This window comes from Kitasatospora sp. NPDC056076 (genome assembly GCF_042266305.1).
GTDB lineage: Bacteria > Actinomycetota > Actinomycetes > Streptomycetales > Streptomycetaceae > Kitasatospora.
This window is the reverse complement of record NZ_JBHJWG010000011.1, coordinates 13,558-39,137: the sequence shown is the minus strand read 5'-3', so window position 1 is coordinate 39,137 and position 25,580 is coordinate 13,558. Positions and strand designations below refer to the sequence as shown.

The following is a 25,580-nucleotide window of genomic DNA, read 5'->3' as shown; positions in this document are numbered from 1 at the left end:
GTCCGCTCACCCGCCGTAGTCGGCGAGGTACCGGAGCACCTTGTCGACGTGCGGCCGGACCCGCTCCGGGACGCCCCCGGCGGCCGTCACGGTCTTGTCGCTGGTCCGGTACGCGGCGGCGACCAGCGCGGGCAGGTCGCGGGTGAAGCCCTGCCGCTTGAGCTGCTGGTCGAGCCAGCAGACGTAGTTGCCCATCGCGGCGATCGCGTCGCCCGGGTCCAGGTAGGACTTCGGCCCGGGGTGGCTGGCGGCCTTGGCCCAGGCCTCGAAGACCGCGGGCGTCCACATCGCGATGCCGTACTCGCCGGTCTCCGGGCGGACCGCGTTCGGGTCGAAGCCGCTCTCCGCCTTGAGCATGGCGGCCAGCAGGACGGGGGTGACCTCCGGCTCCGGGCAGCGCCGGGCGGCGTCCTCGACCATGCCCCGGTAGGCGGGCGGGACGTCGGAGCCGGCCGGGATCTGCCCGGGCAGCGGTGCGGCGCGGTGGCCGCCCGGCCCGGCCCGGCCGACCGGCTCGGGGCCGCCGGTGAGCGCGAGCAGCACGGCCGTGCAGGCCAGCATCCCGAGGCCGGCCCGCAGCACCCGGCGGCGGGCGGCCGGGCGGGCGCCGGCCCGGGCCACCAGGGCGGCCAGGTCGGTGCGGGCGCGCTCCTCCCGGTCCGGGGCCAGGCAGGCCGCCACCACCGGCCGCCAGCGGGCGGGCAGTGCCTGGTCCGGCCGCAGCGGGGCCGCGCCGCGCGCGTACGCCTGGGCGGCGAGCGAGCGGGCCCGGGCGGTGGCACCGAGGAAGGGGTGCAGCCCTCCGGTGAGCAGCTGGTGGGCGATCACCCCGAAGGCCCAGACGTCGGCGCTGGGGCGCACCGCGACCCCGCGCGCGCCGGTGCGCTCGGACCACCACTCGGGCGGGACGTGGTCGGGGGAGCCGAGCGGCGGGGCGTAGGCGTGGGTGCCCTCCAGCTCGGCGGTCAGGCCGAAGTCGGCGATCTTGGCGGTGCCGTCGGGCATCAGCAGGATGTTGGCCGGTTTGAGGTCCCCGTGCACCCAGCCGGCCCGGTGCATGTGGGTCAGTCCGGCGCACACCTCGGCGAGGATCCGCTCGGCGCCGGGGACGGCCCGGCCGGGGCGCGCGGTGGCGAGCAGGTCCTGGAGGCTGCGGGCGGCGCGTTCCATCACCAGCGCGACGGCGCCGTCCAGTTCGGGGCGGCCGGGGTCGTCGACGGTGACCACGGCGAGGGTGCGGATCAGGTGGGGGTGGTCGGCGCGGCGGCTGAACCGCAGTTCCCCGGCGGCCATCTGGGCCGCCGTGCGGCGCTGGCCGGGGCTGGAGCGGGCCGGTCCGAGCAGCTTGACGGCGGCCGGGGTGCCGTCCGGGCCCTCGGCGGCGTAGACGCTGCCCCAGGCGCCCGCGCCGAGGAAGGCGCCGGTGCGGTAGCCGGCCAGGAGGTAGCCCGGGGGCACCTCGAAGGGCGGCCGTGAACCGGGTGGCGGCTCCGGCGGGTCGGCCGGGGTCACGGCCGGGTGGCCGGGCGCCGGGGCGGCAGCAGCGAGAGGTGCTCCTCCCGGACGAGGTCGAAGCGCAGGGCCAGGGCGACCAGTTCCTCGCGCTTGCCCCCGGCCGGGCCCTCCTCGTACGGCTCGCGCAGCCGCAGTTTGGCGCCGACCAGGTAGTCGATGTGGTAGTTCACCGCCGAGCGGGTCAGCCCGTGGCAGGCGGGCAGGGCACGCAGCCGGGCCAGCACCTCGGTCGCCCCGGGGACGGCGGCGGCGGAGGGCGAGCGCAGCCGGGGTTCGCAGAGCGCGAGCAGCACCAGGAAGTACTTGGCGGTCGGGTCCAGGGCGAAGGGGCTGACGGTGCGTTCGCCGTCCGCGCCGGCGGAGTGGCCGTCCAGGTAGGAGTGCTGCGGGGCGAAGACCTTGAAGGCGGCGGGCTCGCCGAGGGCGGGCAGCAGGACCCGGGAGAGTTCGAAGGGGACGGGTGCGCCGAGCCGGCCGGGGGCGACCTTGACGTGCTCCCCCGCCCCTTCGAGGTTCTCCACCACGTAGGTGGCGGTGGTGGAGAAGTTGGACAGCAGCCAGTAGTCCTCGGCGGCGACCACTTCGCCGGCCCGGCGGGAGACGCCCTGGTCGGGCAGCGGGATGGGGACGGGCCGGGCGGGCTCGCCGCGGCCGAACACCGCGGTCTCACCGGGGCCCATCCGCAGCAGTGCGGGCGCCGTGCCGGGCGCCGACTCCGGCCTCTGGCCGGGTAGTTGCACGATGACCGTGGCCACGCCGCCACCTCCGTGGGATCGGTTCGATGGTATCCGTCCGATTCGCCCCGGAGGCAAGGCGCTTACCCGGACGGGTGAAGGGGCCCGGACGCCTGGCGGGGCCGACCGGGGCCCGGACGATCGCTTTCGACAAAAGGGTGGTTCAAGGCCTGGTCAAAGCGGCGGACCCGGAGTACGGGGAACCGGGCCCCGGGCCGCTCCGACCCTCCCCCGCCGCACGGACGGGACTCCTCCCGGCCTCCCGCCACCCCGAGCGGGACCCCGGCCGCGGGCGCGATCGGCCACGAACCCTTGCAGGTCGGGAACTTGGCGAAAGCCTTGGGCGCTGCGGACCGACTGATCATCCGTCAGGTCGCGACTTGTCCGTGTGCTGAACATCCGGCGAACGATTGCAGCCAGTAGTTGAACCGTCACCATGGGTGTGACGCAACGCACACTTGCCGATCTCATGATGTGTGCAAGACTCATCTCAAGAAGTGAGATTCCCTTTATTTCCAAGGAGGTTCGTATCATGCGCACTCGGATTGCAGCCGTGATGATGACGGTGGCAGGGATCGCCGGGCTGTCGGCCGCCCCCGCCGTGGCCGCCACGGCGACGTCCGAGGCCGGCACCGCGGCCTGCGCCACGGTGCTCAACCGCCCCTGCATCACGCACCAGGCCGACAGTGAAGGCATCGTCGGCATCGCCCAGGTCAACGCGGACCCCACCCAGTTGACGATGGTTCAGGTAGAGGTGCGCACCCAGCAGGCCTGGGGCAGCCCGTGGGAGACGGTCGCCAGTGCGACGACCGTCCGACTCGGCTCCGCCCAGGCCGTCACCCCCAAGGTCACCGCCACCGCCCCCCGCATCATCTGCGCCACCGCCGGCCCGGCGCTGGACGCCGCCAAGCAGGTGACCACCTGTACCAACCCGTTCTGATCCGGCGCGCTCCGCTCCGGCCGGCCGGACCCCGATCGGCCGCCGGAGGGGCGCCGCAAGGAAGGACACCTCCGTAAGACAGGGCAGCCCGGACCTCCGGGCACCGGGAGCCGGGGCCTTCGGGCCCCGGCTCCTCGGGCTTCCCGGACTTCCCGGCCTTTCCCGCCCCCTCGGGCGGCCCGGGTGGCCCGGATGGCCCGGGCACCGGAAAGCCCCCACCAGGCAGAACATCCGGCCCGGAGACCGGCCCCGGGTGGACCTGGGGGCCCCGTTCACGGCAAACTGGTCTAGACCTCGGAGGTCTAGACCTCAGCCTCGCCTCAGAACGGTGGACCCAGTATGGAAATCGTGATCGTCCCTGACGCCCCAGCGGCCGGCGAACTCATCGCCGCGGCGATCACCGATCTGCTGACCGGCAAGCCCGAGGCCCTGCTCGGCGTCGCGACCGGCTCGACCCCGCTGCCGATCTACCAGGCCCTCGCCGAGCGGGTCCGCGACGGCCGCCTGGACGCCTCCCGGGCGCGCATCTGCCAGCTGGACGAGTACGTCGGCCTCCCGGCCGGCCACCCGGAGTCCTACCGCTCGGTGGTGTTGAAGGAGGTCGTGGAGCCGCTCGGCCTGACCGAGGAGTCCTTCCTGGGCCCGGACGGCAACGCCGCCGACATCGCCGCGGCCGCCACCGCCTACGACCGCGCGCTGGCCGAGGCCGGCGGCGTGGACCTGCAGATCCTCGGCATCGGCACGGACGGCCACATCGGCTTCAACGAGCCCTGCTCCTCGCTCTCCTCCCGGACCAGGATCAAGACCCTGACCCGGCAGACCCGGGTCGACAACGCCCGGTTCTTCGACAGCATCGACGAGGTCCCGCACCACGTCATCACCCAGGGCATCGGCACCATCCTGGAGGCCCGCCACCTGGTGCTGCTGGCCACCGGCGAGGCCAAGGCCGAGGCCGTCGCGCTGGCCGTCGAGGGCCCGCTGGCCGCCGTCGTCCCCGCCTCGGCGCTGCAGCTGCACCCGCACGCCACCGTGGTGGTGGACGAGGCCGCCGCCTCCCGCCTCAAGCTCGCCGACTACTTCCGCGACACCTACGCGGCCAAGCCGGCCTGGCAGAAGCTCTGACCCCTGCGCCGTATCCGCCCGGCCGCCCCCGCCCGCGTGCCTCCCGCCCGGGCCGTCGCCGGCGGGGCGGGGCGGCTCAGCGCTTGCGCAGCCAGTCGGCGAAGGCCTCCAGCGCCGGGCCCGGGTCGCGGCGGCCGACGCCGATCCGGAAGCGGTCGGCCGGGGTGGGGGTGAGCTCGGAGCGGAACATGCTCGCGGGCATCAGCAGCACGCCGGCCTGCTCGACCAGCGCGGTGCAGAAGTCCTCCACGCCGTCCGGTCCGAGGTAGCGCGGGTAGGCCACGCAGCCGCCGTCCGGGGCGCGCCAGTCGAAGAGTTCGGGGAACTCGGCGAAGAAGGCGTCGAAGTGCGGCAGGTTCGCCGCGATGACCGCCCGGTTGCGGGCGAGGATCCCCTCCCGGGCGGTGATCGCGATCCGGGCCAGCACCTCGCTCGGGGCGGAGTTGCAGATGGTGGTGTAGTGCTTGGCCCGCTCCAGCCGGGTGCGCAGCTCGCGGTCCCGGCAGGCGATCCAACCGATCCGCAGGCCGGGCAGGCCGAGCGACTTGGAGGTCACGTTGAGCGAGAGCGCGGTGGCCGAGAGGTCGGCGGCCTGCGGCAGGATGCGGGCCGGGTCGCGTTCCAGGCCGCGGTAGACCTCGTCGGAGAACAGCCGGATGCCGCGCTCCTCGCAGAGTCCGGCGAGCCGGGCGAGGTCGGCGGCGTCGATCAGGGTGCCGGTCGGATTGTTGGGGAAGTTGACCGAGAGCACCTTGGTGTTCGGCCGCAGCGCGGCCTCGACCGCGTCCAGGTCGAGCGCCCAGTCCTGCCGCTCGTCCAGGGCGACGCCGGTGACCTCGCAGAGCGAGAGCGGAACGGTCTCCGCCGACTGGTAGTTGGGGGTCACCACCACCGCGTGGTCGCCCGGCTCCAGCAGCACCTGCATGGCGAGGTTGATCCCCTCCTGGGCGCCGCCGAAGCAGATCACGTCGTCCGCGTCGACCCGCTCGTACATCCCGGCGATCGCCCGCCGCAGGCCCGGGTCGCCGAAGGTCTCGGTGTAGCCGAGCGCCAGGGTGTCCCAGGCCTCGCGGTCCTCCGGGCCGGCCAGGGCGAGGAGTTCGGCCATCGTCATGGTCTGGGCGTCGGAGGCGGTGAGGTGGTGTCGGGCGGTGAACTCCCAACGGGTGAAGTAGGTTTCGAGCCGGAAGTCGGGCAGCTGGGCCATCGGGTGTTCCTCAGTTCTTCCTGGGCACGGCGGGGTGCTTGAGCTCGGCGAGCAGGGCGTAGGCGGTGGAACGGGAGATCCGCAGTGCCACGGCCACGGCGGGGACGGCGCGGCGGACGGCGAACACCCCGGCCGCGTCCAGTTCGCGCAGCACGGCGAGCCGGTCCTCGCGGGTGAAGCGCTCCAGCGGCCGGCCCTGGGCGCGGACGTGGCCGCCGACCACGTCGTTGATCCGCTCCGTCCAGTCGCGTTCGAACAGCGGCTCGGGGCGGGGGGCGGTGGGGGCCGCGAAGTTGGCCAGCAGGGCGGCGGCCTGGTCCAGCGGGCCGCGGTCCAGGTTGACGCAGAGCACCGCCGAGGGCCGGCCGGCGTCGTCCCGCAGCACCGCGCTGACCGAGGAGAGCCGCCGGCCGTCCGGCAGCAGCTTCTCGTACGGCCCGTAGACGTCCGGGGCCGAGGGGTCCAGTTCGTCCAGCTCGCCGAGCAGGGACGGGTCGCCGGGCGCGCGCGGGGTCAGCGGGTTCCAGATGGCCAGCACCCGGTCGGTGGCGGTGTCGTGCAGGACCACCTCGGCGTACGGCCCCAGCAGCTGGGCGACCGCGCGGCAGACCGGCGACCAGGTCCGCACGCGTGGGTCGGGGGTTTCGGCAGGCATGGCTGGACTGTACGTCCGATCCGGACACATAGTCCAGGAGGAAGGGCGGGAGCGGGCACGGAGAGGCCCCGCCCGGTGGTCCGGACGGGGCCTCCGAGGGGGCGCCCAGCAACAGGTGATCAGCTGCGGGTGATCAACGGCAGGTGATCAGCAGGCCGAGGACGGAGGTGCAGCTGCGGGTCGCCTTGCTGGTGGCGGGCGAGGGGTCGGCGGGGGCGCCGGCGGTGCGGGCCACGGTGACGTCCCAGGAGGTGACCAGGCTCAGCGCGCCGACCCGGACGGAGAAGTGCCGGGTGGTACTGGCGCCCTTGGCGAGCGGGGCGGCCAGCGTGCAGGTGAGCTTGCCCGCCGCGACCGTGCAGTCGGTCGAGGTGCTGGTCAGCCCGGTGGGCAGGGCCGCGGCGACGGTGGCCGCCGTGATCGGGTCCGGGCCCTGGTTGGTGAGGGTGACGGTGTAGTCGACCCGGCCGGAGAGCAGGTCGGTGACCGGGGTCGCGGTGAGCGCGACGGCCAGGTGGGCGCTGGGCGCGGTGTAGCCGAAGCGGTCGGCGGCGACGGCCGCGCTGGTGCCGCCGGGCGTGGTGACCTGGACGTCGACCGGGCCGGTCACGGTGGTGGCGGGGGCGGTCGCGGTGCAGCTGGCCTTCGTGCAGCTGAACGAGGTGGCCGGGCCGGCCGCGCCGAAGGTGACGGCGGTGGCGCCGTTCAGGTCGGTGCCGGCGATGGTCACCGTGGTGCCGCCGACCCCGGAGCCGCCGTTCGGGCTGATCCCGGTCACCGCCGGCACCGGCAGCGGGAAGTTCAGCACGTCGACGGCGTCGCCGGTGAAGTCGGCGAGGTAGCCGCGCCGCCCGTCGGCGCTCAGCGCCAGGGTGTACGGACTGGCGCCCACCGGGACGGTCGCGGTGACGGTCCGGCTGGCCGCGTCGATGACGCTCAGCGTGTTGTCGGCGTAGTTGGAGACGTAGGCGGTGGAGCCGTCCGGAGCGAGGGCCACCGCGTAGGGGCCGTTGCCGACGGTGACGGTGCCGACCAGGGTGTTGGCGCCGGTGTCGAGCACGGCGGCCGTGGTGTCGTCCCCGTCGGCGGCCCACAGCCGGCTGCCGTCGGGGCTGAGCGCCAGGCCGAAGGCGCTGTGGCCGACCGCGACGGTGGCGCTCACCGCGTTGCTCGCGGTGTCGACCACGTTCACCGCCTTGGCGCCGGAGGCGGCGACGTACAGCCGCTTGCCGTCGGGCGAGACGGCGAGCCCGTGCGGCTCGGCCCCGACCGGGACGGTGGCGGTGACGGTGCCGCTCGCGGTGTCCAGCACGCTGACGGTGCCGGCCCCGGCGTTGCTGACGTAGGCGCGGGTGCCGTCCGGCGAGAGCGCCAGGCCCCAGGGCTGGACGCCGACCGGGACGGTCGCGGTGACGGTGCCGCTCGCGGTGTCCACCACGCTGACCGCGTTGTCCAGGTGGTGGGTCAGGTAGGCGTGCTTGCCGTCGGGCGAGACGGCGACCGCGTACGAGCCGGTGCCGGCGGTGAAGCTGCCGGTCACCGTCCGGCTCGCGGTGTCGAGCACGCTGACCGTGCCGGTGCTCTGGCTGGTCACGTAGGCCCGGGCGCCGTCCGGAGTGAGCGCCACACCGGCCGGGTAGGGCGCCACCGGCACGTGGGCCGCCACGGTCGGCGGGGGCGCGGCGGCCTCGGCGGTGGCGGGCTGGGAGAGCAGCGCGGCCGTGGCTGCGGATATCGCCGCCACGGCCGTCCAGGTGCGCCGGGGTGCGCGCGGTGATCTCACGGATTCTCCAGGGGAGGTCGAACCAGGGGGAGGTGGTGAAGGGTGGTGCCGAAGGGATCTGGCTCCGGAGCCGCTGCGAAGCGTAGATCGGGTGGTGACGGCACGTCAGGAGTTGATCGGTAATGTCGCCAACTGTTCAGATTCGACCGGGATGCGCTCGGATCGCGGCCAGGATCGCGGTCGAGGTCACCGCCGGGATCGCAGTCGGGGTCGCGGTCGGGGCCACCGCCGGATCGCCTCGTGCGGGAAATTGGAGTTCTGGAGTCGTATTCGATAGCGTTTCGAACGTGAGGCTGACCAAGAGCACCGACATCGCCCTCCGCATCGCCATGCGGCTCGCCGTGATCGGCGAGGGCGAGAACCCGACCACCCGCGAGGTGGCCGAGTCGGTCGGCGTGCCGTACACCCACGCGGCCAAGGTGGTCAGCAGGCTGCAGCACCTCGGGGTGGTGGAGGCCCGGCGCGGACGCGGCGGCGGGCTGATGATCACCTTCGCCGGGCGGACCGGCTCGCTCGGCCTGCTGCTGCGCGAACTGGAGGGCGTCGGCGACGTGGTCGGCTGCGAGGACGACCCGCCGTGCCCACTGCGGGCCGCCTGCCGGCTGCGCGGGGCGCTGCGCACCGCCCAGGAGGCGTTCTTCGCCGCGCTCGACCCGCTCAGCATCGACCAGCTGGTGGCCTCCCCCACCGGACCGGTCCTGCTCGGCCTCACCGCCCGACCCGCCGACTGACCCCGCCCCCGAGGGGTCGGTCGGCGCCCACGGCATTAAATAAGAGTCTCAGATACCAGTTCTCAGCTACCCGTCAGGAGCTCCTCCGATGCTGTCCGCGAAGTCCGCCGAGGTCGTCGAGGCCACCCTGCCCGTCGTGGGCGGCGCGATCGGTGACATCACCCCGCGCTTCTACGACCGGCTGTTCGCCGCCCACCCCGAGTTGCTGCGCGACCTGTTCAACCGGGGCAACCAGGCCAACGGCACCCAGCGCGAGGCGCTGGCCGGCTCGATAGCCGCCTTCGCCTCCGCGCTGATCGCCCACCCCGACCAGCGGCCGGACGCGATGCTCGCCCGGATCGCCCACAAGCACGTCTCGGTCGGCATCGAGAGCGCCCAGTACAAGATCGTCCGCGAGCACCTGTTCGCGGCGATCGTCGAGGTGCTCGGCGAGGCCGTCACCCCGGAGGTCGCCGCCGCCTGGGACGAGGTGTACTGGCTGATGGCCAACGCGCTGACCGCGATCGAGGACCGGCTGCGCGCCGAGGCCGCGGCCGGCGGCGACCCGGCCGACCTGTGGCGCCCGTACACGGTGATCGCCCGCCACCAGGAGACCTCGACCGTCACCAGCTACCTGGTCCGCCCGGCCGACGGCCGCCCCGCCCCCGCCTCCCGCCCCGGCCAGTACGTCTCGGTGCGCACCCGACTCGCCGACGGCGCCCACCAGATCCGCCAGTACAGCCTGTCCGGCGGAGCCGACGGCGCCCTGCGGTTCAGCGTCAAGCGCGAGCCCGGCGGCGAGGTCTCCGGACACCTGCACGACCACCTGCACGCCGGCGACACCGTCGAACTGGCGCCCCCGCTCGGCGACATCAGCCTCGCCGACGGCGACGGCCCGGTGCTGCTCGCCTCCGCCGGCATCGGCAACACCCCGATGACGGCGATGCTCGACCACCTCGCCGCCACCGGCTCCACCCGGCGGATCGTCTCGGTGCACGGCGACCGCGACCAGCTCAGCCACGCCTTCCGCGCCGACCTGGAGCAGCTGACCGCCCGGCTCGCCGACGCCACCGCCCACGTCTTCTACGAGCAGCCGCTCGGCGACTGGCCGGCCGAGCGCACCGGCCTGGTCGACCTGTCGACCGTCGAGGTCCCGGCCGGCACCACCGCCTACCTGTGCGGACCGCTGCCCTTCCTGCGCGCCGTACGCGGCCAACTGCTCGCGGCGGGCGTCCCGGCGGCGGACATCCACTACGAGGTGTTCGGGCCGGACCTCTGGCTGGGCGCCTGACGTCCCACGGTTCGGCGGCCCGCTCGGTACGGCCACGGGCGGGCCTCCGCCGCTTCCGGCGTCCGGGTGCGGTCAGAGCCTGAGCTCCAGGGTGCAGCACTTCGCCCCGCCGCCGCCCTTGAGCAGCTCGGAGACGTCCACCGGGATCGGCTCGTAGCCCTCCTCGGCGAGCCGGCCGGCCAGGTTCTTGGCCGTGTCCGGGAGCAGCACCCGGCGGCCGTCCGAGACCGCGTTCAGTCCGAACACCTCGGCGTCGGCCCGGTCGGCGAGGATCGCGTCCGGGTAGAGGGTGCGCAGCACGGAGCGGCTGTGGGCGTCGAAGGCCTCCGGGTAGTACATGACGTGGTCGTCGGAGAGCACGGCCAGCGCGGTGTCCAGGTGGTAGAAGCGCGGGTCGACCAGGGTCAGGCTGACCACGGGGACGCCGAACAGTTCCTCCGCCTCGGCGTGGGCGGCCCGCGAGGTGCGGAAGCCGGTACCGGCGAGCACCCGGCGTCCGACCACCAGGTGGTCTCCCTCGCCCTCGTTGACGTACCCGGCGCGGCGCACCGCGCGGTAGCCGTGCAGCCGGAACCAGGACTGGTAGGCCTCGGACTCGGCGGCCCGCTCCTGGTGGCGGAAGGTCGCCACCAGGGCCCGGCCGTCCAGGACGGTCGCCCCGTTGGCGGCGTAGACCATGTCGGGCAGGCCGGGCACCGGGTCGATCAGCTCGACGGTGTGGCCGAGGCGGCGGAAGGTGCGGTGCAGGCGCTCCCACTGGCGGACGGCGAGCGCGGTGTCGGTGGGCTGCGCCGGGTCCATCCACGGGTTGATCGCGTAGTCCACCGTGAAGTACGTCGGCCGGCACATCAGGTAGCGCCGGGGCCGCGCCGTACGTGCCGGGGTGTGCGTGGGCATTGCTCAACCGTCCTAGGATCGCGGGGAGTTCGGGTGCGGAGCTGCGGGTCGCTGCTCAGGCGGCTGCCCCGCGATCCCCGCTCGCACACCAGCGCGGGCGCCCCCGGCGGGCGCAACCCCCCGCGCACCCGGCGCGAGCCCCGGCGCACGGACCGGCGGGCCGCACCGGTCGGCGACGGCCCGGAGTCGGCTCAGTGGCGGGCCGGGCCGGATCGGTTCACCGGCGGGCCGCACCGGTCACCAGCGCACCGCGGCGAAGTCCACCGGCTCGGTCCGCAGTGCGCGGGCCCGGACGGCGAGGGCGCGCAGCCGGCGGTCCGCTTCCTCGGCGGGCATCCGGTGCTTGTCGCCGTGGCCGGGCAGCAGCCACTCGAAGCGCAGCGCGTCCAGGCTGCGCTCCAGCGAGGCCGCCTGCTCCTCGATCGAGTACCAGGTCACCGCCTCCTGCACCTCGATGTCCCGGTTGGTGCGGGACCAGTACAGGCTGTCGCCGGTGAAGCAGTACCGCTCGTCGGCGACGTACAGCACGCTGCCGCGGGTGTGGCCGGGGAAGGGGTGGGCGACCAGGCCGGGCGAGACCTCCACCGGGGCGGTGCCGCGCAGCACCCGGTCGGCGTCCGGGGCGGCGGCGAGGTCGCCCTCGTGGATCCAGAGCCGGGCGCCCAACCGGTCGGCGTAGGCGCGGCCGTGCGCCGCGTGGTCGCGGTGGGTGAGCAGGACGTCGGTGACCGGGCCGAGCGCCTCGTAGCGGGCCGCGAGGGCCTCGCTCCAGCGGGGCGTGTCGATCATCGCCCAGCCGTGGGGGCGGCGGCAGAGGTAGGCGGTGGCCCCCGCGGTCCGCCGGGAGTTGTGGCCCAGCAGCAGCACCTCGCCGGCCTCGTCGAGGGCCAGCGGGAAGGGGTCGGTGGCCCGGTCGAGCGGGCCGTTGCCGGGGCGGATGGAACGGGTCGGGCAGGCGTGGGCGGCGGCGAGCAGTTGGCGGCGCTCGGCCTCGTCGCGCGGCTGGCGGACCAGTTCGGACTTGCGGTCGCGCTCCCGGATCAGGTCGGGCGCGAGCTGCCGGGCGACGTCGCAGTTGGTGCAGCGGTCGTCGACGGTCCAGTGCTCGGAGCTGTTCATGGCCGGTGCTCCCCCAGGGAAGGTACGGCGGCCGGAGCGGCGCGCCGTCCTTCGAGCATCGTCCGGGCGCGCCGGAAAGCGGAAGGGGGAGCGGACCTTGTGCTTTGCCGGAGCGGCCGCTCTGCCGCCCGGGCGGGGCCGTAGAGCGTACGTGGCCCATCTCACGTTCCGCCAGGCTCACCTACGGTGGCGTAGGTCACTTGAATGGGTGAACTATCTCTTTCATGCCGAACCTCCAGGAGACCCTTGACCTCAGTTCGTACGCCGCCCTCGGGGACAGCTTCACCGAGGGCCTGAACGACCCCGGTGCCGACGGCGCGTTCGCCGGCTGGGCCGACCGCCTGGCCGGGCTGCTCTCCGACGGGCGGCCGCCGGGCGGGTTCCGCTACGCCAACCTGGCGGTGCGGGGGCGGCTGTTGGACCAGATCGTGGCCGAGCAGGTGCCGCAGGTCCGCCGGCTCCAGCCCGACCTGGTCACCTTCTGCGCCGGCGGCAACGACATCCTCCGGCCCGGCAGCGACCCGGACGAGGTGGCCGTCCGCTTCGAGGCCGCCGTCGCCCAACTCGCCGAGAACGCCGGGACGGTGCTGATCTGCACCGGCTTCGACACCCGCGAGGTGCCGCTGATCAAGCACCTGCGCGGCAAGATCGCCACCTACAACGGCCACATGCGGGCCGTCGCCGACCGCTACGACTGCAAGGTCGCCGACCTGTGGTCGCTGCGCGCGGTGCAGGACCGCCGGGCCTGGAGCGAGGACCGGCTGCACCTCTCCCCCGAGGGCCACCAGCGGGTCGCCCTGCTGGCCGCCCGCTCGCTCGGCCTGCGCACCCAGGACGACCCGGAGGCCCCGTGGCCGACCGCCCGCGCGCTCACCCCCGCCGACCAGCGGCGGGAGAACCTCCAGTGGGCGCGGGAGTTCCTGATCCCCTGGGTCGGCCGGCGCCTGCGCGGGGAGTCCTCGGGCGACCACGTGGAGGCCAAGCGGCCCGACCTGCTGCCGCTCTGACGCTCCATCAGAATTGACGCACCGTCAGTACTGGTGATCCATCGGTACTGACGACTCGTCAGACGTTCGCGCCGGGCGCTGCGAACCGGCCGGTCCGACCGGCCCGCAGCGCCCGGTGCAGCAGCGCGGCGGCCGCCGCGCCGACCAGGTACCAGCACAGGTCCGGCGGGTTGAAGGTCGACCCGAGCACCAGGTGCACCAGCCCGCTGTGCCGCCCCCAGGCGTCCGGCAGGCCGGTGGCCTGGAACAGCTCCACCGCCCAGCTCACCGCGGCCGCCACCAGGGCGGCCCGCACCGGGCGCGCCCGGGGCACGACCAGCACCACCAGGGCGTACACCAGCACGGTGTAGAGCGCGTCGCCCGCGTACTTGGCCACCTCACCGGTCAGCACGGCGCGCACGCCCAGGCCCGCCGCCACCGTCACCAGCGCGGCCGCGACGGCGGGCAGTCGTACCGTCAGGCCGTTCCGAAGCTCTGTCATCCGCCCCACGGTAGGGCCTGGCCCTACCGTGGGGCGCGGCGGGCCCCACCGGGCCCACCGGCCCCGGGAACCACCGCGCCGCCCCGGACGTCACTCCCCCTGGCAAGCCATCCGTGCAGGTCACGGGCGGGAGTTCGAGCAAGGCGGGCGGGGCGGGGACAGTGGCGGACAACGGAAGCAGCACGGCACGGCGGCAGTTCGGCGTCCCCGGATTCGCGACCGGCCCGGACGGCCGGGCGCAGCGGGCCCGCGAGCAGGGCAAGGCCCTGCGGGAACGCGTCCCCCGGGAGCGGCACGCGGAGTTCGCGGCTGCGCCCGACCGGCCCACCGCCGTGGCGGCGATCGAGGCCTCCAACGCGGGCCGGATCCCCGGGCTGGTGCCGATCCGGGTGGGCCGGATGGCCGCCACCCCGTTCGCCTTCCTGCGCGGGTCGGCCGGGCTGATGGCCGCCGACCTGGCGGGCACGCCGGTGACCGGCGTCACCGCGCAGCTGTGCGGGGACGCCCACGCGGCGAACTTCGGCCTGTACGGCGACGCCCGCGGCCAACTCGTCATGGACATCAACGACTTCGACGAGACCGTGCCCGGCCCCTGGGAGTGGGACCTCAAGCGGCTGGCCACCAGCCTGGTGCTGGCCGGGCGGGAGACCGGGGCGAGCGGGAGCACCGCCCGGGCCGCCGCCGCGCACGCGGCCGGCTCCTACCGGCGCACCATGCGCACCCTCGCCAAGCTGCCCGCCCTGGACGCCTGGAACGCCGTGGCGGACGAGCAGTTGGTGTCCTTCACCGAGGCGCACGACCTCGCCGAGGTGCTGCGCAAGGTCGGCACGAAGGCCCTCGGCAACACCAGCGCCCGGTTCGCCGCCCGCAGCACCACCCGGACCGCGGACGGCGGTTGGCGCTTCACGGCCGCCCCGCCGGTGCTCACCGAGGTCACCGACGCGACCGCCCGGGCGGTGGCCGGGGCGCTGGGCCCGTACGTGGCGACGGTGCCCGCCGAGGTGCGCACCCTGCTGTCCCGGTACCGGGTGCAGGACGTGGCCTTCCGGGTGGTCGGCACCGGCAGCGTCGGCACCCGCTCGTACGTCGTGCTGCTCACCGACCACCGGGACCAGCCACTGGTGCTCCAGGTGAAGGAGGCCCGGCCGTCCGTCCTGCTGCCGTACCTGGACGGCGGCCGGGAGCCGCGGCCGCAGGAGCACGAGGGGCGGCGCGTGGTGCGCGGCCAGAAGCACATGCAGGTGGTCAGCGACACCCTGCTCGGGTGGACGACTGTGGACGGACTCCCCTACCAGGTACGGCAGTTCCGCAACCGCAAGGGCAGCGTCGACCCGGCCGCGCTGCTGCCGGGCCAGCTGGACGACTACGCCCGGATCACCGGCGCGCTGCTCGCCCGGGCGCACGCCCACACCGCCGACCCGGGCCTGCTCGCCGGGTACTGCGGCAAGAACGAGGCACTGGACGAGGCGGTCGCCGCCTTCGCCGTCGCCTACGCGGACCGCACCGAGGCCGACCACGCCGAGCTGCTGGCGGCGGTGCGCAGCGGGCGGCTGCCGGCCGAGCAGGGGGTCTGACCTCCGTTGTCGTAGGGCGGTACTAGATTGCCGGCCATGGGACTGTCGATCAGTGTGGGGACGCTCGGTTCCCCGGAGATGCGGGACGACGCCGAGGTGCTGCACCGGGCGCTGGAGGCCGCGGGGGTGGCCTGGCGGGAGCCGGCCGCGCCGGGGGGTGGCGGCGCGGTCTTCTCGGCGGGCTTCCCGTACAGCTACCTGTCCGGGCTGCGCCGGGTGTACGTGCTCCACCGGCTGGGCGAGCCGGTCACCGGGGCGCGCGGGGTGAGCCGGGAGCAGTACGAGGAGGAGCTGGAGCAGGTCGACGACGAGACGGTCGTGTTGGACTCGCACCTGCTCTGCCACTCCGACTGCGAGGGCTACTACGTACCGGCGGAGTTCGAGGACGAGGACCCGCTGTTCCTGCCCGAGGAGTCCGGTGTGCCCGGGGGCGCCATGGTGGGCTCCAGCGCCGCCCTGCTCGCCGAACTCCAGGGGTTCGCCGCCGCCATCGGCGTCCGGCTGGCGGCCGACGGCTCGCTCGACCCGGCGGAGTCCGCCCGGTTGACCGATCTGCCCGCGGACGACCCCTTCGAGCCGGAGGTCTTCACCTGGCACCAGCTGTACCGGGCCTGCCGCGCCAGCCTGGACAGCGGGGCCGCGATCGTCTTCGGCTGAGGCTGAGGCTGACCCGACGGGACGGGTCGCTCAGCGCGCCAGGAACGGCGCCACGGCGGCGACGTACTCGGCGGGCCGGGTGCGGTGCACCAGGTGCCCGGCCTCAATGGTGACCAGGCGGCAGTCCGGGACGAGCCGGGCGAGTTCGGCGACCCGCTCCTGCGGGATGTGGCTGGTGGGGCCGCCGGCGACGACCAGGGTGCGGGCGGTGATCCGGGCCAGTCCCTCCCGCCAGGCCGGGTCGGGGGTGTCGATCTGTGCCTTGATCGCCCGGACCATCGCCCAGTCGAAGTGCGCCGGTTCGTCCGCGCCCTCGGGCGGCACGCTCGACGGGCGCGGGTACAGGGCGGCGATGTCCTCCAGGACGAGCCGGCCGATCCGCTCGGGCGCGGCCTGGGCGAGCAGGTAGGCGACCACGCCGCCCATCGAGTGGCCGACCAGGTCGACCCGGTCCAGGCCGAGCGCGTCGAGGAAGGCGAGCACGTCCTCGCGCAGCTCGGCCAGGCCGTAGCGGTCGGTGCGGCCGCTGTCGCCGTGGCCGCGCAGGTCGAGCGCGTACACGTGGTGGTCGGGGGCGAGGTCGGGGAGCACCGTGTCCCAGTCGGCGGCGCGCTCGCCGAGGGCGTGCAGCAGCACCAGCGGCGGGCCGTCGGGGCGTCCGCTCTCCCGGTAGGCGAGCGTGACGCCGGGCAGTTCCACCGTTCGTACTGTCGTCATGGACCCCACCGTATGCGCCGGCCGGCTGCTACCGGACGGCCGTTCGCCCTCGGCGCACCGCAGTGGCGTCCTCGGGGGTGCGTTCCGGCCCGGTCGCCCGGCCGGCGAACACGGAGGCCAGCACGGCGAGTCCGGCCACCGCCGCGCAGACCAGGCTCGCCGCCAGGTAGGCGGAGCGGTGGCCGCCGCCCCCGGCCGTCTCGCGCAGGTAGACCCCGGACAGTGCGGAGACCGCGACGGCCGCCGCGATCCGCTGCGCCATCTGCAGGATCGCCCCGCTGACCCCGGCCGCCTCGGCGGGCGCGTGGCGCAGCACGTAGGCCTGGTTGGTGGAGCCCATCAGGCCGACCGAGGCGCCGCTGAGCAGTTGGAGCAGGGCCAGCAGCCAGGGCAGCACGGCGGCCGGGGCCCAGTGCGCAACGGCGCCGCTGAGCAGCATGGCGAGCGCGGAGCCGGTCATCCCGAGGGTGACGGTGCGCCGGCCGAGCCGCTGCACCACCCGCCAGGCGAGCGCGGAGGCGGTCGCCATGGCCAGCGCGGAGGGCAGCGAGACCAGGGCGGCGCCCATCGGGGACAGCCCCAGGCCGTCCTGGAGGAACATCGTGAGCACCAGCGAGGCGGCCAGCGAGGAGCCGAACTGGGCCATCGCGGTGGCCGTGCCGAGCGCGTACGGGGCGGAGCGGCTGAGGGCGGGGTGGATCAGCGGGTTCCCGCCGGTCCGGGCGTAGCGGCGCTGCCAGCCGACCAGTGCGCCGAGCAGGGCCAGGGCGCCGGCCCCGAAGGCCAGCCAGCCGGCCCAGCCGGGCGGTTGGACGAAGGGCAGCATCAGGACGAGGGTGAGCGCGCCGACCAGCAGCAGGCCGAGCAGGTCGAGGTCGGCGTGCCGGGTCGCCGGGCGGGGCGCGGGCAGGTGCCGGACGGCCAGCAGCAGGGTCGCCAGGCCGAACGGGACGTTGAGCAGGAAGGTCAGCCGCCAGCCGAGTTCGGGGCCGGCCGCCGCCAGGACCAGGCCGCCGACCGGCGGCCCGAGGGCGAAGGCGAGGCTGCCGGTGACGGCGTACATCCCGAGGGCGCGGGCGCGCAGCTGGCCGTCGAAGACGTCCTGGAGGGTGCCGATCATCTGGGAGTTGACCAGTCCGGCGCCGACGCCCTGGAGCAGTCGGGCGGCGATCAGCACCTCCGGGGCGGTGGCGGTCGCGGAGACCAGGCTGACCGCGGTGAACAGGGCCAGGCCGGTGACGAAGAACCACTTGCGGCCCTTGACGTCCCCGAGGCGTCCGCCGGGGATCAGCGCGAGGCCGAAGGCGAGCGAGAACCCGGCGACGATCCACTGCAGGTGGGCGGGCTGGGCGTGCAGGGCCTCGCGCAGGGCGGGGATGGAGGTGTTCAGGACGGACTGGTCGATCAGGGTGGTGAAGCCGCCCGCGACGCAGACCAGCAGGACGCGGCGCCCCGCGGCGTCGAAGCGCAGCTTGCCCGCCCGCTCCGGTATCGGGCCGGTGGTGGTGCTCATGACTCGACCACCACCAGGGCGTAGCGGGCCTCGCCGGGGCCGAGGCTGCGGAAGCGCATGCTGCCGGAGCCGTAGCGCAGGCAGTCGCCGGGGCCGAGCAGTTCGGCCTCGCCGTCCAGGGTGAGCTCCAACCGCCCCTCGAACAGCCAGAGGTGGTGTTCCAGTCCGGGCAGGCAGGGGCGGTCGTAGGCGATGTCGGCGCCGGCCGGGAGCCGGCCCTCGATGATCTCGGCGTGCAGCGAGCCGTGCGGCGGGGAGACCGAGCGGCGGACGAAGCCGGTGGCCTCGTCGCGCCAGAGCTGCTGTTCCCCGGCCCGGACCAGCCGGGCGGGGCCGGACTCCACCTCGGCGAGCAGCCGGGACATGGTCCGCCCGTACACGGTGCACAGTCGCCCGAGCAGGGCGGCGGTCGGGCTGACCTCGGCCCGCTCCACCCGGGAGAGGGTGGACCGGCTGACGTCGGCCAGTTGCGCCAACTCCTCCAGCGTCCAGCCGCGTTCGACCCGCAACTCGGCGAGCCGTTGTGCCAGCCGCTCGTCGGCGGCGGTGTCGATTCCCATATCCGTGATGCTATCCCGGATACGGGATCAGCTTCCCGGGAGTTCTCCGGGAACTGTGGAGATCTGACGGTGGCTCGGTCTCGGGGCGGCCTCGGTTCGGTCGCCCGTCGGCCGATGTCGAGCCGGTGATCATATGATGTCCGCCGACAAAGGGGCCGGTCAGCGGCCCGAGGGGCCCTTCCGCGGCCCACCGGCGAGGGGGAGCAACGATCGTGTTCGGCATCATCAGACCGTGCAGCCACCGACTGTCCGAAGGCCTCCGCACCTCCTGGATGGCGCACCTGTGCGGGCTCTGCCTCGCCCTGCGGGACGACCACGGGCAGCTCGCCCGGACCGCCACCAACTACGACGGCCTGATCATCTCCGTCCTGGTCGAGGCCCAGGCCGCCCCGACCGACACCAACTGGCGCCGCACCGCCGGGCCCTGCCCGCTGCGCGGCATGCGCACGGCCTCCGTCGCCAAGGGCGAGGGCGCCCGGCTGGCGGCCGCCGTCTCGCTCACGCTCGCCTCGGTGAAGATCCGCGACCACGTCGAGGACCGGGACGGCGTGTTCGCCCGCCGCCCGGTCGCCGCCGGGGCCCGCGCGGTGACCAGGCGCTGGGACCGGCAGAGCGCGGGCAGCGCCTCCACGATCGGCTTCGACACCGCCGTGCTGCTCGACGCCGCCTCCCGGCAGGGCGAGTTGGAGCGCTCGCTGCGGCCCGGCGGCTCCGTGCTGCTGGTCACCGAACCCACCGAGACCGCGACCTCGGCCGCCTTCGCGCACACCGCCGTGATCGCCGGGCGGCCCGGCAACGCCGCCCCGCTCGCCGAGGCCGGGCGGCTGTTCGGGCGGCTCGCCCACCTGCTGGACGCCGCCGAGGACCAGGCGGCCGACGCCGCCTCGGGCGCCTGGAACCCGCTGACCGCCACCGGCACCGACCGCGCCGAGGCCGAACGGCTCTGCCGGGACGCCGTGCACGGCATCCGGCTCGCACTGCGGGAGGTCGAGCTCACCGACCGGGCCCTGGTGCACGTCCTGCTCGCCCACGAGACGGAGACCGCGGTGGACCGGGTCTTCGGCCGGGCCGGGCACGCGGCGAACTGCCGACGCGGGCCGGCCGGCGCCGGACACGCCGGCACCGAGCACGCCACCGCTGAGCACGCCACCGCCGAGCGCACCGGCGCCGAACACCCGCAGGACGCGCCGCCGCGTCAGACGCCGCCCGGGCAGGCGCCCGTTCCCCCGTGGGTGCCCCAGGGCCCGGGCTTCGGCCCGCCGATCGGCGGGAAGCCGCCGCACCCGCGCAACCTGCTCGCTGGGTGCGCGGTGTGGGCCCTGATGGCCTGCTCCTGCCAGCTGCTCTGCTGCGAGCACGACGACCCGTTCAGCCGGGAGCGCCGCAAGGGCTTCTGCGAGCGGCACGACTGCTGCGACGCCTGCGACTGCTGCGACCCCAGCTGCTGCGAGTGCGGCAAGTGCGGGTGCGACTGCTGCGATTCCTGCGGCTGCGACGGCTGCGACTGCGGGTGCGACTGCTGACGGTCGCTCAGTTCGCCTCCGGCACCGGCACCTCCTCCGCCTTCGCCTCCAGTGCCGGTGCCGGTTCCGGTTCCGGTTCCGGTTCCGGCTGATCCGACGCCACCGGCCCGGGGTGCCCCCGCAGCACCCCGGGCCGGTTCGCGTCCCGGTACTCCTCCGCGCGCCGCCAGAGCGGCAGCACCGCCACCGGGCCGCGCGGCTCGGCGGCCTCAGGCCTCACGCCCCGCCACCTCCCGGTCCGCCGCCAGCGAGTTCTCCAACCCGGCCAGCAACTGCCGGAACCGCTCGGCGTCCTGCTCGGTCATCCGCCCCTCGGGCGCCACCCTCGGCCGCTCGGCCGTCCTGTCATCCATGCCCCCGACGCTAGGCGGCGGCGATCAACGGGCGATAAACGAGGGACGTGTGGGGCGCAAGGGGCGTACCCGCACCGCATTCCACCCCGCCCGACGGCTTGGCGTGGGCATCGGCTGGTGGTTCAATGCCCATCGTTAGGAAGGTTTCCTAACAGCGAATCGCCGGATCCGAGCAACGAGCACGACCTCTTCCCCCCACCGAGAGGACGACTTCCCCCATGGACCGCAGCACCTCCCGCAGGAGCACCAGGAACACCACCCGGACCGTGACCACCGGGACGGCGCTCGCCGCCTTCCTCCTGTCCACCGCCGCCTGCGGCGCCTGGGCCGTGGACCCGGCCCAGGCCGCACCGGAGCAGCCCGCCACCCCGGCGGCCGCCGCCCGGCAGGCGGGCACCACCCCCCGGGTGACCGCCGGCGGGCTCACCCCCGACCAGCGCCGCCGCGCCGACCAGCTGGTCAGCGTCTTCGAGAACAGCACCACCACCATCCAGTACGGCTACGCGGAGAACATCAACGACGGCCGCGGCGTCACCGCGGGCCGGGCCGGTTTCACCACCAACGACGGCGACGCCCTCAAGGTGGTCCGCGCCTACACCGCCGTCGCCCCCGACAACCCGCTCGCCCGCTTCATCCCCGAACTGGAGCGCCTGGCCGCCGCCGGCAGCGGCGACACCGGCGGCCTGCCCGAGGCCGACTACATCGCCGCCTGGCAGCAGGCCGCCCAGGACCCGGCCTTCCGGCAGGTCCAGGACGACCAGGTCGACCAGCGCTACTTCACCCCGGCCATGGACCAGGCCGACCGGCTCGGCCTCACCACCGCGCTGGCCCGCGCCGAGCTCTACGACGCCTCGATCCAGCACGGCAACGGCGGTGAGTACGACGCCCTGCCCGCGCTGATCGGCCGGACCACGGCCAAGGCCGGTGCGCCCTCGGCCGCCGGCGAGCGCGCCTGGCTGGACGCCTTCTTCGACGTCCGGATCGACGACCTGAACAACCCGGCCAACTCCTCCACCGCCGAGGAATGGCGCAAGTCCGTCGACCGGGTCGAGTGCCTGCGGCGGATCGCCGCCACCGGCAACTACGACCTGGACGGCCCGTTCACCATCACCGCCTACGGCTCCGGCTACACCATCGGCTGAGCCGCCCCCACCCACCGACCCGGGGTCCGGGCTCCGGGGTCCGGGAGTGTGGGCCCGGACCCCGGCCCCGGGGCGGCCACCGCGTTCAGTTCCGTGCGCGTACCGCGGCGTCCAGCAGGAGGGCGGCGGCCGCCCGGGCCTCGGCGGCGGCCTCCGGGTCCCCGTGCACGGCGGCCACGGTGATCGCGCCCTCGGCCAGCAGGGCGAGCTGGGCCGCGGTGGCGGGCGGGGCGCCGACGGCGTCGACCAGGCCGGCCAGGTAGCCGGCGAACTCCGCCTTGTGGTGCCGGGCGGCGGCCGCGACCGCGGGGCTGGTGGCGCCCAGCTCGCCGAAGGAGTTCACGAAGGCGCAGCCGCGGAACCCCGGCTCGGCGAACCACCGCCCGAGCCAGTCGAAGACCGCGAGCACCTGGTCCCGGGGCGTGCCGCCGGCCCGGGAGACGTGGACGGCCAGGCCCGCCCGCCACCGCGCGTCGCGCCGCCGCAGGTAGGCCTCGACCAGCTCGTCCTTGGACGGGTAGAGCTGGTAGACGCGGCGCATGGTCAGCCCGGAGGCGGCCCGGACGGCGTCCATCCCGACCGCTTGGACGCCCCGCCCGTAGAACAGCTCCTCGGCCGCGTCGAGGATCCGGGTCCGCGGGTCCACCTGTTCCATCTGCCGTGACCTTTGCGTGAGAACGATGATTCTCCTAGGGTAGCGACTGACGTGAGAACGATCGTTCTCACCGGCGGAATGCCCGTTCCCGAGGAGAATCCCGTGACCGAACAGCGCCCTCCCGTTCCCCCCTTCACCGAGGAGTCCGCCCACCGCAAGGTCCGCGCCGCCGAGGACGCCTGGAACACCCGCGACCCGCAGCGCGTGGCCCTCGCCTACACACCCGACAGCCGCTGGCGCAACCGGGCCGAGTTCCTCACCGGCCGCGAGCAGATCGCCGCCTTCCTCACCCGCAAGTGGCAGCGCGAACTCGACTACCGCCTGGTCAAGGAGCTGTGGGCGCACGACGGCGACCGGATCGCCGTCCGCTTCGCCTACGAGTGGCACGACGACGCCGGGCAGTGGTACCGCTCGTACGGGAACGAGAACTGGGAGTTCGACGCGAACGGCCTGATGGCCCGCCGGCTCGCCTGCATCAACGACCTGCCGATCGCCCCCGGGGAGCGGCTCCTGCACTGGCCGGCCGGCCCCCGGCCGGACGACCACCCGGGCCTCACCGAGCTGGGCCTCTGAGCGCTCCCGACCCGGTGGGCAGGGGCGGTTGACGTGGCGTCGGGCGGCTTCGTCCGCACTGTTCCAAGGCTGTGACGGAGCCCGCACCGGCCGCGGACCTCGGACTGGGAACCTCCTTGTCGGAAGCGACAGGCACCACCGAGGGGGACCAAGAGATGTCCGTGCGCAACAGATTCGGCACCGCCGCCGCCATCGCCCTGATGACGACCGCGGGCGCGGTCCTGCTCTCCGCCTGCGGCCCCGAGAACGGCGACTCCGGCTCGACCGCCGCCACCGGCGCCCCGGTCACGGCGGCGCCGGGCGGCGGATCGCACTCCGGCCGCCCGGCGCCGGGCGGCAAGGAGGTCAACGGCACCTCCGCGGCCAACCACCTGACCATCAGCACGGGCACCCGGACGGTCGCGATGAACGGCACCACCGTCGACTTCGGCACCGTGGTGCGCGACCTCGCGTGGTCCCCCGACGGCAAGAAGGTCGTCTTCGTCGACGGCGACGGCAACCTGCTGACCGCCGCCCCGGACGGCAGCGGAAGAGCGACCCTCGCCAAGGCCCCCGGCGGCGAGACCTGGTCCCACCCGACCTGGCAGCACGCCGACAAGGGGCCGAGCGGCGGCGCGGTGCCCGACGAGACCGACCGCTACAACAACATCGTGTTCACCGCCGACAAGGGCGGCGTGCTGCGGCTGGAGAAGGTGCCCGCCAAGGGCGGCGCCGTCGAGGAGCTCGCCCCGCACAACTCCGAGGGCGGCGACGCGGCCGGCGCCCCGCAGCCGCCGCAGACCGGCAACACCTGGGCCAACGCGGGCGGGCAGCAGGCCGACATCGCGTACGCCAACACCCCGGCCGGCGAGGTGTACATCTACGACGACTACATCCGCCCGGCCACCCGGGACATCGGCAAGGGCTCCCAGCCCGCGCTGTCCCCGGACGCCGGCAGCATCGTCTTCGTCCGCTCGGTGAACGGCCACGACCACCTGTTCACCCGCTCCACCGAACACGACCGGACGGCCGAGAAGGACCTCACCCCCTCGGCCACCACGGACTACACCGAGCCCGCCTGGTCCCCCGACGGCAGGACCGTCGCGGCCCGCACCCCGGACGGCATCAGCACCGTACCGGCCGACGGCTCGGCGGCCCCGGCCCAGGTCTCCACCCTCAAGGGCCTGCCGGTCTACCGGCCCTGAGCCCCGGTCGTCCCGGTCTCCCCGGCCGGGCGCGCCAACTCGGCGCGCAGCTCCGCGAGGTGCTCGTCGGCCGACTCGTGCGGCAGGAACTCGACCAGGTCGAGGAAGCGGAACAGCACCCGCTCCTCGGTGACCGCGTACTCGTAGTCGCCGAACCCGACCACCGCCCCCGTCCCGCCGCGCGCCGCACCGCGCACGGCGGCGGCGGTCAGCCCCTCCCCCGCGCCCTCGGCACTCACCCGCCGACGGGCGTTGGGCCGGGCCAGGTACGGGCACACCATCGACGCGTACAGCATGCAGGCGCGGTGCCCCGGGCCCTCCATGGTCGGCGCCAGGTTGCGGTACGGGCGCCCGGCCCCGAGCGCCTCCGCCATCGCGGCGCTCTCCGCCGGACCGACCACCCGCCAGACCGGACCGCGCGGCATGACGGCGCCGCACACCGAACAGCGGCGCTCCAGCGCGCAGTCGGCGCTGCGCCCGTGGTCGGTCAGCGCGAACTGCGGCTGCCCGTCCTGCCACGGCGTGATCGCCGGCACCGGGTACCCGCGGGCGTCCCGGGGTCGCTCCCCCACCTGGTCCGGCATCGGCACCTGTTCGAATCGCACGCCCCTATCGATACCAGCCGGACGCCCTGACCCGCCACCGGCGGCGGGAGCGGCGGAACCGGCGACCGCGGGGCGGTCGCCGGTCCGGGGTGCGCGTCGGGCGGGCGGGGTCAGTTCCAGATGCCGGTGACGTCCGTCACCCCGGCCGCGTTGCCCGCGTGGCCGCTCGCCCCGGAGAGGTCCTCCAGGGTGCGCAGCACGTTGTAGTGGTTGTAGGTGGTGGAGCTGCTGCTGCCCGGCGTCACGTGGGCGCCGTAGACCAGGGTCGGGATCCGGTTGCCGGACAGGCTGTTGTCCTCGTCGAAGGTGACGACGAGCAGGCTGTTGTGGCTCTGCGCCCAGGCGGCGTACGCGCCGAGGTTGTTCTTGATCCAGGTGTCGCCGGTGCCGACCGAGCAGTCGTGCATGTCGCTGCACAGGTTCGGGATCACGAACGACACGTTGGGCAGCGTGGTGTAGTCGGTCGGGAACTGGGCGAAGGTCTTGGCGCTGCTGAGCGGGACGTTGCCGAAGCCGAACCAGGGGTTGTGCTTCTGCGCGTACTTGCCGCTGCTGCACACCGTGCTGCCCTGGCTGGGCAGGGTCTCGTTGTAGCTCGCCCAGGTCTTCCCGGCGGCGAGCACCTCGGAGGCCAGGTTCGGGGCCTGGAAGCCGCCGACCGTCACGCAGCTGTCGTCGACCCGGCCCTGGGTGGAGCCGGAGAACAGCGCGTAGTAGTTCGGCTCGCTGGGGTGGGTGATGGCGAAGGACTGGGTGAGGTTGGCGCCGCCCGCCTTGAGGGTGTTGTTGAGGTAGGGGGCGCTGCTGCTGCCGATGACCTGGCTGTAGGCGTGGTTCTCCATCACCACGACCACGATGTGGTCGGGCGTGGGCAGCCCGGCGGCCTGCGCGGTGCTGGCGGTGGCGGCCCACAGCCCGGCCGAGGCGGCGACCAGCGCGACGGCCGAGCCGATCGCGGTCGCAGTGCGGCGGGAGCGGGAGCGCGGACGGGGGGCGTCGTTCAGGGGCTTCGCGGACGAGGTCATGACGTTTCCTCGGGTGGAGGGCGGCCCCGTCGGGGCCG

Annotated in this window: 27 protein-coding genes; 11 read left to right on the top strand and 16 right to left on the bottom strand. The window is 74.6% G+C overall.

The genetic code is table 11. The features are described 5' to 3' along the window. Window positions 1-6: 6 nt before the first annotated feature. Together ACFC1T_RS11640 and ACFC1T_RS11635 are read right to left on the bottom strand one after the other, a co-directional pair. Window positions 7-1,512, bottom strand: a complete 1,506-nt coding sequence (locus ACFC1T_RS11640; protein ID WP_375886730.1) for a serine/threonine-protein kinase — start codon at window positions 1,510-1,512, stop codon at window positions 7-9. After that, complete coding sequence (locus ACFC1T_RS11635; RefSeq protein WP_375886727.1) at window positions 1,509-2,270, bottom strand: serine/threonine protein kinase; 762 nt, start codon at window positions 2,268-2,270, stop codon at window positions 1,509-1,511. The genes ACFC1T_RS11640 and ACFC1T_RS11635 overlap by 4 nt, the downstream gene beginning before the upstream one ends. A 511-nt stretch (window positions 2,271-2,781) precedes the next feature. Here ACFC1T_RS11635 and ACFC1T_RS11630 point away from each other — a divergent pair. Together ACFC1T_RS11630 and nagB are read left to right on the top strand one after the other, a co-directional pair. Beyond that, window positions 2,782-3,189: a hypothetical protein gene (locus tag ACFC1T_RS11630; RefSeq protein ID WP_375886724.1), complete on the top strand. Its 408-nt coding sequence runs from the start codon at window positions 2,782-2,784 to the stop codon at window positions 3,187-3,189. Between the two features lie 339 nt (window positions 3,190-3,528). After that, window positions 3,529-4,311, top strand: coding sequence for a glucosamine-6-phosphate deaminase (gene nagB, locus ACFC1T_RS11625; protein WP_375886721.1), 783 nt, complete (start codon window positions 3,529-3,531; stop codon window positions 4,309-4,311). Between the two features lie 76 nt (window positions 4,312-4,387). On the opposite strand, the gene ACFC1T_RS11620 is transcribed toward nagB, so the two are convergent. The 3 genes from ACFC1T_RS11620 to ACFC1T_RS11610 all read right to left on the bottom strand — a co-directional run bounded on the left by ACFC1T_RS11620 (window position 4,388) and on the right by ACFC1T_RS11610 (window position 7,956). Beyond that, a complete protein-coding gene (locus ACFC1T_RS11620; protein WP_375886718.1) occupies window positions 4,388-5,518 on the bottom strand; it encodes an aminotransferase class I/II-fold pyridoxal phosphate-dependent enzyme in 1,131 nt (376 codons plus the stop codon). Window positions 5,519-5,528: 10 nt separating this feature from the next. Then, complete coding sequence (locus ACFC1T_RS11615) at window positions 5,529-6,173, bottom strand: transcriptional regulator (RefSeq protein WP_375886716.1); 645 nt, start codon at window positions 6,171-6,173, stop codon at window positions 5,529-5,531. A gap of 133 nt (window positions 6,174-6,306) precedes the next feature. After that, complete coding sequence (locus ACFC1T_RS11610; protein ID WP_375886714.1) at window positions 6,307-7,956, bottom strand: beta-propeller fold lactonase family protein; 1,650 nt, start codon at window positions 7,954-7,956, stop codon at window positions 6,307-6,309. A gap of 287 nt (window positions 7,957-8,243) precedes the next feature. Between ACFC1T_RS11610 and ACFC1T_RS11605 the strand changes: the two genes are divergently transcribed. Both ACFC1T_RS11605 and ACFC1T_RS11600 read left to right on the top strand, forming a co-directional pair. Then, window positions 8,244-8,687, top strand: a complete 444-nt coding sequence (locus ACFC1T_RS11605; RefSeq protein ID WP_375886713.1) for an RrF2 family transcriptional regulator — start codon at window positions 8,244-8,246, stop codon at window positions 8,685-8,687. A gap of 88 nt (window positions 8,688-8,775) precedes the next feature. Continuing rightward, complete coding sequence (locus tag ACFC1T_RS11600) at window positions 8,776-9,957, top strand: globin domain-containing protein (protein ID WP_375886710.1); 1,182 nt, start codon at window positions 8,776-8,778, stop codon at window positions 9,955-9,957. A 72-nt stretch (window positions 9,958-10,029) separates the two neighbouring features. Here the strand turns inward: ACFC1T_RS11600 and ddaH are convergent, their stop codons facing one another. Together ddaH and ACFC1T_RS11590 are read right to left on the bottom strand one after the other, a co-directional pair. Beyond that, the gene (ddaH, locus tag ACFC1T_RS11595; RefSeq protein WP_375886707.1) at window positions 10,030-10,854 is read right to left on the bottom strand and encodes a dimethylargininase; all 825 of its coding nucleotides are present in this window, start codon (window positions 10,852-10,854) and stop codon (window positions 10,030-10,032) included. 237 nt (window positions 10,855-11,091) lie between these two features. Beyond that, the gene (locus ACFC1T_RS11590; protein ID WP_375886704.1) at window positions 11,092-11,973 is read right to left on the bottom strand and encodes an MBL fold metallo-hydrolase; all 882 of its coding nucleotides are present in this window, start codon (window positions 11,971-11,973) and stop codon (window positions 11,092-11,094) included. Between the two features lie 224 nt (window positions 11,974-12,197). Between ACFC1T_RS11590 and ACFC1T_RS11585 the strand changes: the two genes are divergently transcribed. Continuing rightward, complete coding sequence (locus tag ACFC1T_RS11585) at window positions 12,198-12,980, top strand: SGNH/GDSL hydrolase family protein (protein WP_375886702.1); 783 nt, start codon at window positions 12,198-12,200, stop codon at window positions 12,978-12,980. A 58-nt stretch (window positions 12,981-13,038) separates the two neighbouring features. On the opposite strand, the gene ACFC1T_RS11580 is transcribed toward ACFC1T_RS11585, so the two are convergent. Continuing rightward, entirely contained in the window at window positions 13,039-13,461 is a 423-nt protein-coding gene (locus tag ACFC1T_RS11580; RefSeq protein ID WP_375886700.1) for a DUF2809 domain-containing protein, read from the bottom strand. 161 nt (window positions 13,462-13,622) lie between these two features. On the opposite strand from ACFC1T_RS11580, the gene ACFC1T_RS11575 reads away from it, so the two are divergent. After that, window positions 13,623-15,035, top strand: a complete 1,413-nt coding sequence (locus tag ACFC1T_RS11575) for a DUF2252 domain-containing protein (RefSeq protein ID WP_375886697.1) — start codon at window positions 13,623-13,625, stop codon at window positions 15,033-15,035. Window positions 15,036-15,071: 36 nt separating this feature from the next. Further along, window positions 15,072-15,692 (top strand): hypothetical protein, encoded by a 621-nt coding sequence (locus tag ACFC1T_RS11570; protein WP_375886694.1) that lies wholly within the window; start codon window positions 15,072-15,074, stop codon window positions 15,690-15,692. Window positions 15,693-15,722: 30 nt separating this feature from the next. On the opposite strand, the gene ACFC1T_RS11565 is transcribed toward ACFC1T_RS11570, so the two are convergent. Genes ACFC1T_RS11565 through ACFC1T_RS11555 form a run of 3 tightly spaced genes read right to left on the bottom strand, consistent with a single transcriptional unit; the run spans window position 15,723 to window position 18,482 of the window. Next, entirely contained in the window at window positions 15,723-16,409 is a 687-nt protein-coding gene (locus ACFC1T_RS11565) for an alpha/beta fold hydrolase (protein ID WP_375886691.1), read from the bottom strand. 28 nt (window positions 16,410-16,437) lie between these two features. After that, complete coding sequence (locus ACFC1T_RS11560; protein WP_375886689.1) at window positions 16,438-17,922, bottom strand: MFS transporter; 1,485 nt, start codon at window positions 17,920-17,922, stop codon at window positions 16,438-16,440. Further along, window positions 17,919-18,482 (bottom strand): helix-turn-helix domain-containing protein, encoded by a 564-nt coding sequence (locus ACFC1T_RS11555; protein WP_375886686.1) that lies wholly within the window; start codon window positions 18,480-18,482, stop codon window positions 17,919-17,921. Before ACFC1T_RS11555 ends, ACFC1T_RS11560 begins: the two co-directional genes overlap by 4 nt. 212 nt (window positions 18,483-18,694) lie before the next feature. Between ACFC1T_RS11555 and ACFC1T_RS11550 the strand changes: the two genes are divergently transcribed. Beyond that, on the top strand, window positions 18,695-20,005 hold the full coding sequence (locus tag ACFC1T_RS11550) for a DUF5685 family protein (RefSeq protein ID WP_375886684.1): 1,311 nt from the start codon (window positions 18,695-18,697) through the stop codon (window positions 20,003-20,005). 7 nt (window positions 20,006-20,012) lie between these two features. Here ACFC1T_RS11550 and ACFC1T_RS11545 read toward each other — a convergent pair whose 3' ends face one another. Next, a complete protein-coding gene (locus ACFC1T_RS11545; RefSeq protein ID WP_375886682.1) occupies window positions 20,013-20,225 on the bottom strand; it encodes a hypothetical protein in 213 nt (70 codons plus the stop codon). After that, the gene (locus tag ACFC1T_RS11540; RefSeq protein WP_375886680.1) at window positions 20,215-20,358 is read right to left on the bottom strand and encodes a hypothetical protein; all 144 of its coding nucleotides are present in this window, start codon (window positions 20,356-20,358) and stop codon (window positions 20,215-20,217) included. The genes ACFC1T_RS11545 and ACFC1T_RS11540 overlap by 11 nt, the downstream gene beginning before the upstream one ends. Window positions 20,359-20,576: 218 nt before the next feature. Here ACFC1T_RS11540 and ACFC1T_RS11535 point away from each other — a divergent pair, with 218 nt between their 5' ends. Next, window positions 20,577-21,500 carry a chitosanase gene (locus ACFC1T_RS11535; protein WP_375886678.1) on the top strand — a complete coding sequence of 308 codons (924 nt, stop codon included), beginning with the start codon at window positions 20,577-20,579 and terminating at the stop codon, window positions 21,498-21,500. An 85-nt stretch (window positions 21,501-21,585) separates the two neighbouring features. On the opposite strand, the gene ACFC1T_RS11530 is transcribed toward ACFC1T_RS11535, so the two are convergent. Next, on the bottom strand, window positions 21,586-22,155 hold the full coding sequence (locus tag ACFC1T_RS11530; RefSeq protein ID WP_375886675.1) for a TetR/AcrR family transcriptional regulator: 570 nt from the start codon (window positions 22,153-22,155) through the stop codon (window positions 21,586-21,588). Window positions 22,156-22,257: 102 nt separating this feature from the next. Between ACFC1T_RS11530 and ACFC1T_RS11525 the strand changes: the two genes are divergently transcribed. Further along, the gene (locus ACFC1T_RS11525; protein WP_375886673.1) at window positions 22,258-22,728 is read left to right on the top strand and encodes a DUF1348 family protein; all 471 of its coding nucleotides are present in this window, start codon (window positions 22,258-22,260) and stop codon (window positions 22,726-22,728) included. A 155-nt stretch (window positions 22,729-22,883) separates the two neighbouring features. Beyond that, window positions 22,884-23,912, top strand: coding sequence for a TolB family protein (locus tag ACFC1T_RS11520; RefSeq protein ID WP_375886669.1), 1,029 nt, complete (start codon window positions 22,884-22,886; stop codon window positions 23,910-23,912). Here the strand turns inward: ACFC1T_RS11520 and ACFC1T_RS11515 are convergent. After that, window positions 23,900-24,517 (bottom strand): hypothetical protein, encoded by a 618-nt coding sequence (locus ACFC1T_RS11515; RefSeq protein WP_375886667.1) that lies wholly within the window; start codon window positions 24,515-24,517, stop codon window positions 23,900-23,902. The two genes, ACFC1T_RS11520 and ACFC1T_RS11515, sit on opposite strands and share 13 nt — an antisense overlap. 110 nt (window positions 24,518-24,627) lie before the next feature. Then, the gene (locus ACFC1T_RS11510) at window positions 24,628-25,542 is read right to left on the bottom strand and encodes an alkaline phosphatase family protein (RefSeq protein ID WP_375886664.1); all 915 of its coding nucleotides are present in this window, start codon (window positions 25,540-25,542) and stop codon (window positions 24,628-24,630) included. Between the last annotated feature and the right edge of the window lie 38 nt (window positions 25,543-25,580).

What these genes read in the sequence shown, in the direction of transcription:
- ACFC1T_RS11590 (WP_375886704.1), bottom strand. Translation starts at nt 11,973, where the DNA reads ATGAACAGCTCCGAGCACTGGACCGTCGACGACCGCTGCACCAACTGC.
- ACFC1T_RS11520 (WP_375886669.1), top strand. Translation starts at nt 22,884, where the DNA reads ATGTCCGTGCGCAACAGATTCGGCACCGCCGCCGCCATCGCCCTGATG.
- ddaH (WP_375886707.1), bottom strand. Translation starts at nt 10,854, where the DNA reads ATGCCCACGCACACCCCGGCACGTACGGCGCGGCCCCGGCGCTACCTG.
- ACFC1T_RS11510 (WP_375886664.1), bottom strand. Translation starts at nt 25,542, where the DNA reads ATGACCTCGTCCGCGAAGCCCCTGAACGACGCCCCCCGTCCGCGCTCC.
- ACFC1T_RS11535 (WP_375886678.1), top strand. Translation starts at nt 20,577, where the DNA reads ATGGACCGCAGCACCTCCCGCAGGAGCACCAGGAACACCACCCGGACC.
- nagB (WP_375886721.1), top strand. Translation starts at nt 3,529, where the DNA reads ATGGAAATCGTGATCGTCCCTGACGCCCCAGCGGCCGGCGAACTCATC.
- ACFC1T_RS11570 (WP_375886694.1), top strand. Translation starts at nt 15,072, where the DNA reads ATGGGACTGTCGATCAGTGTGGGGACGCTCGGTTCCCCGGAGATGCGG.
- ACFC1T_RS11530 (WP_375886675.1), bottom strand. Translation starts at nt 22,155, where the DNA reads ATGGAACAGGTGGACCCGCGGACCCGGATCCTCGACGCGGCCGAGGAG.
- ACFC1T_RS11565 (WP_375886691.1), bottom strand. Translation starts at nt 16,409, where the DNA reads ATGACGACAGTACGAACGGTGGAACTGCCCGGCGTCACGCTCGCCTAC.
- ACFC1T_RS11555 (WP_375886686.1), bottom strand. Translation starts at nt 18,482, where the DNA reads ATGGGAATCGACACCGCCGCCGACGAGCGGCTGGCACAACGGCTCGCC.
- ACFC1T_RS11580 (WP_375886700.1), bottom strand. Translation starts at nt 13,461, where the DNA reads ATGACAGAGCTTCGGAACGGCCTGACGGTACGACTGCCCGCCGTCGCG.
- ACFC1T_RS11620 (WP_375886718.1), bottom strand. Translation starts at nt 5,518, where the DNA reads ATGGCCCAGCTGCCCGACTTCCGGCTCGAAACCTACTTCACCCGTTGG.
- ACFC1T_RS11630 (WP_375886724.1), top strand. Translation starts at nt 2,782, where the DNA reads ATGCGCACTCGGATTGCAGCCGTGATGATGACGGTGGCAGGGATCGCC.
- ACFC1T_RS11560 (WP_375886689.1), bottom strand. Translation starts at nt 17,922, where the DNA reads ATGAGCACCACCACCGGCCCGATACCGGAGCGGGCGGGCAAGCTGCGC.
- ACFC1T_RS11540 (WP_375886680.1), bottom strand. Translation starts at nt 20,358, where the DNA reads ATGGATGACAGGACGGCCGAGCGGCCGAGGGTGGCGCCCGAGGGGCGG.
- ACFC1T_RS11600 (WP_375886710.1), top strand. Translation starts at nt 8,776, where the DNA reads ATGCTGTCCGCGAAGTCCGCCGAGGTCGTCGAGGCCACCCTGCCCGTC.
- ACFC1T_RS11615 (WP_375886716.1), bottom strand. Translation starts at nt 6,173, where the DNA reads ATGCCTGCCGAAACCCCCGACCCACGCGTGCGGACCTGGTCGCCGGTC.
- ACFC1T_RS11585 (WP_375886702.1), top strand. Translation starts at nt 12,198, where the DNA reads ATGCCGAACCTCCAGGAGACCCTTGACCTCAGTTCGTACGCCGCCCTC.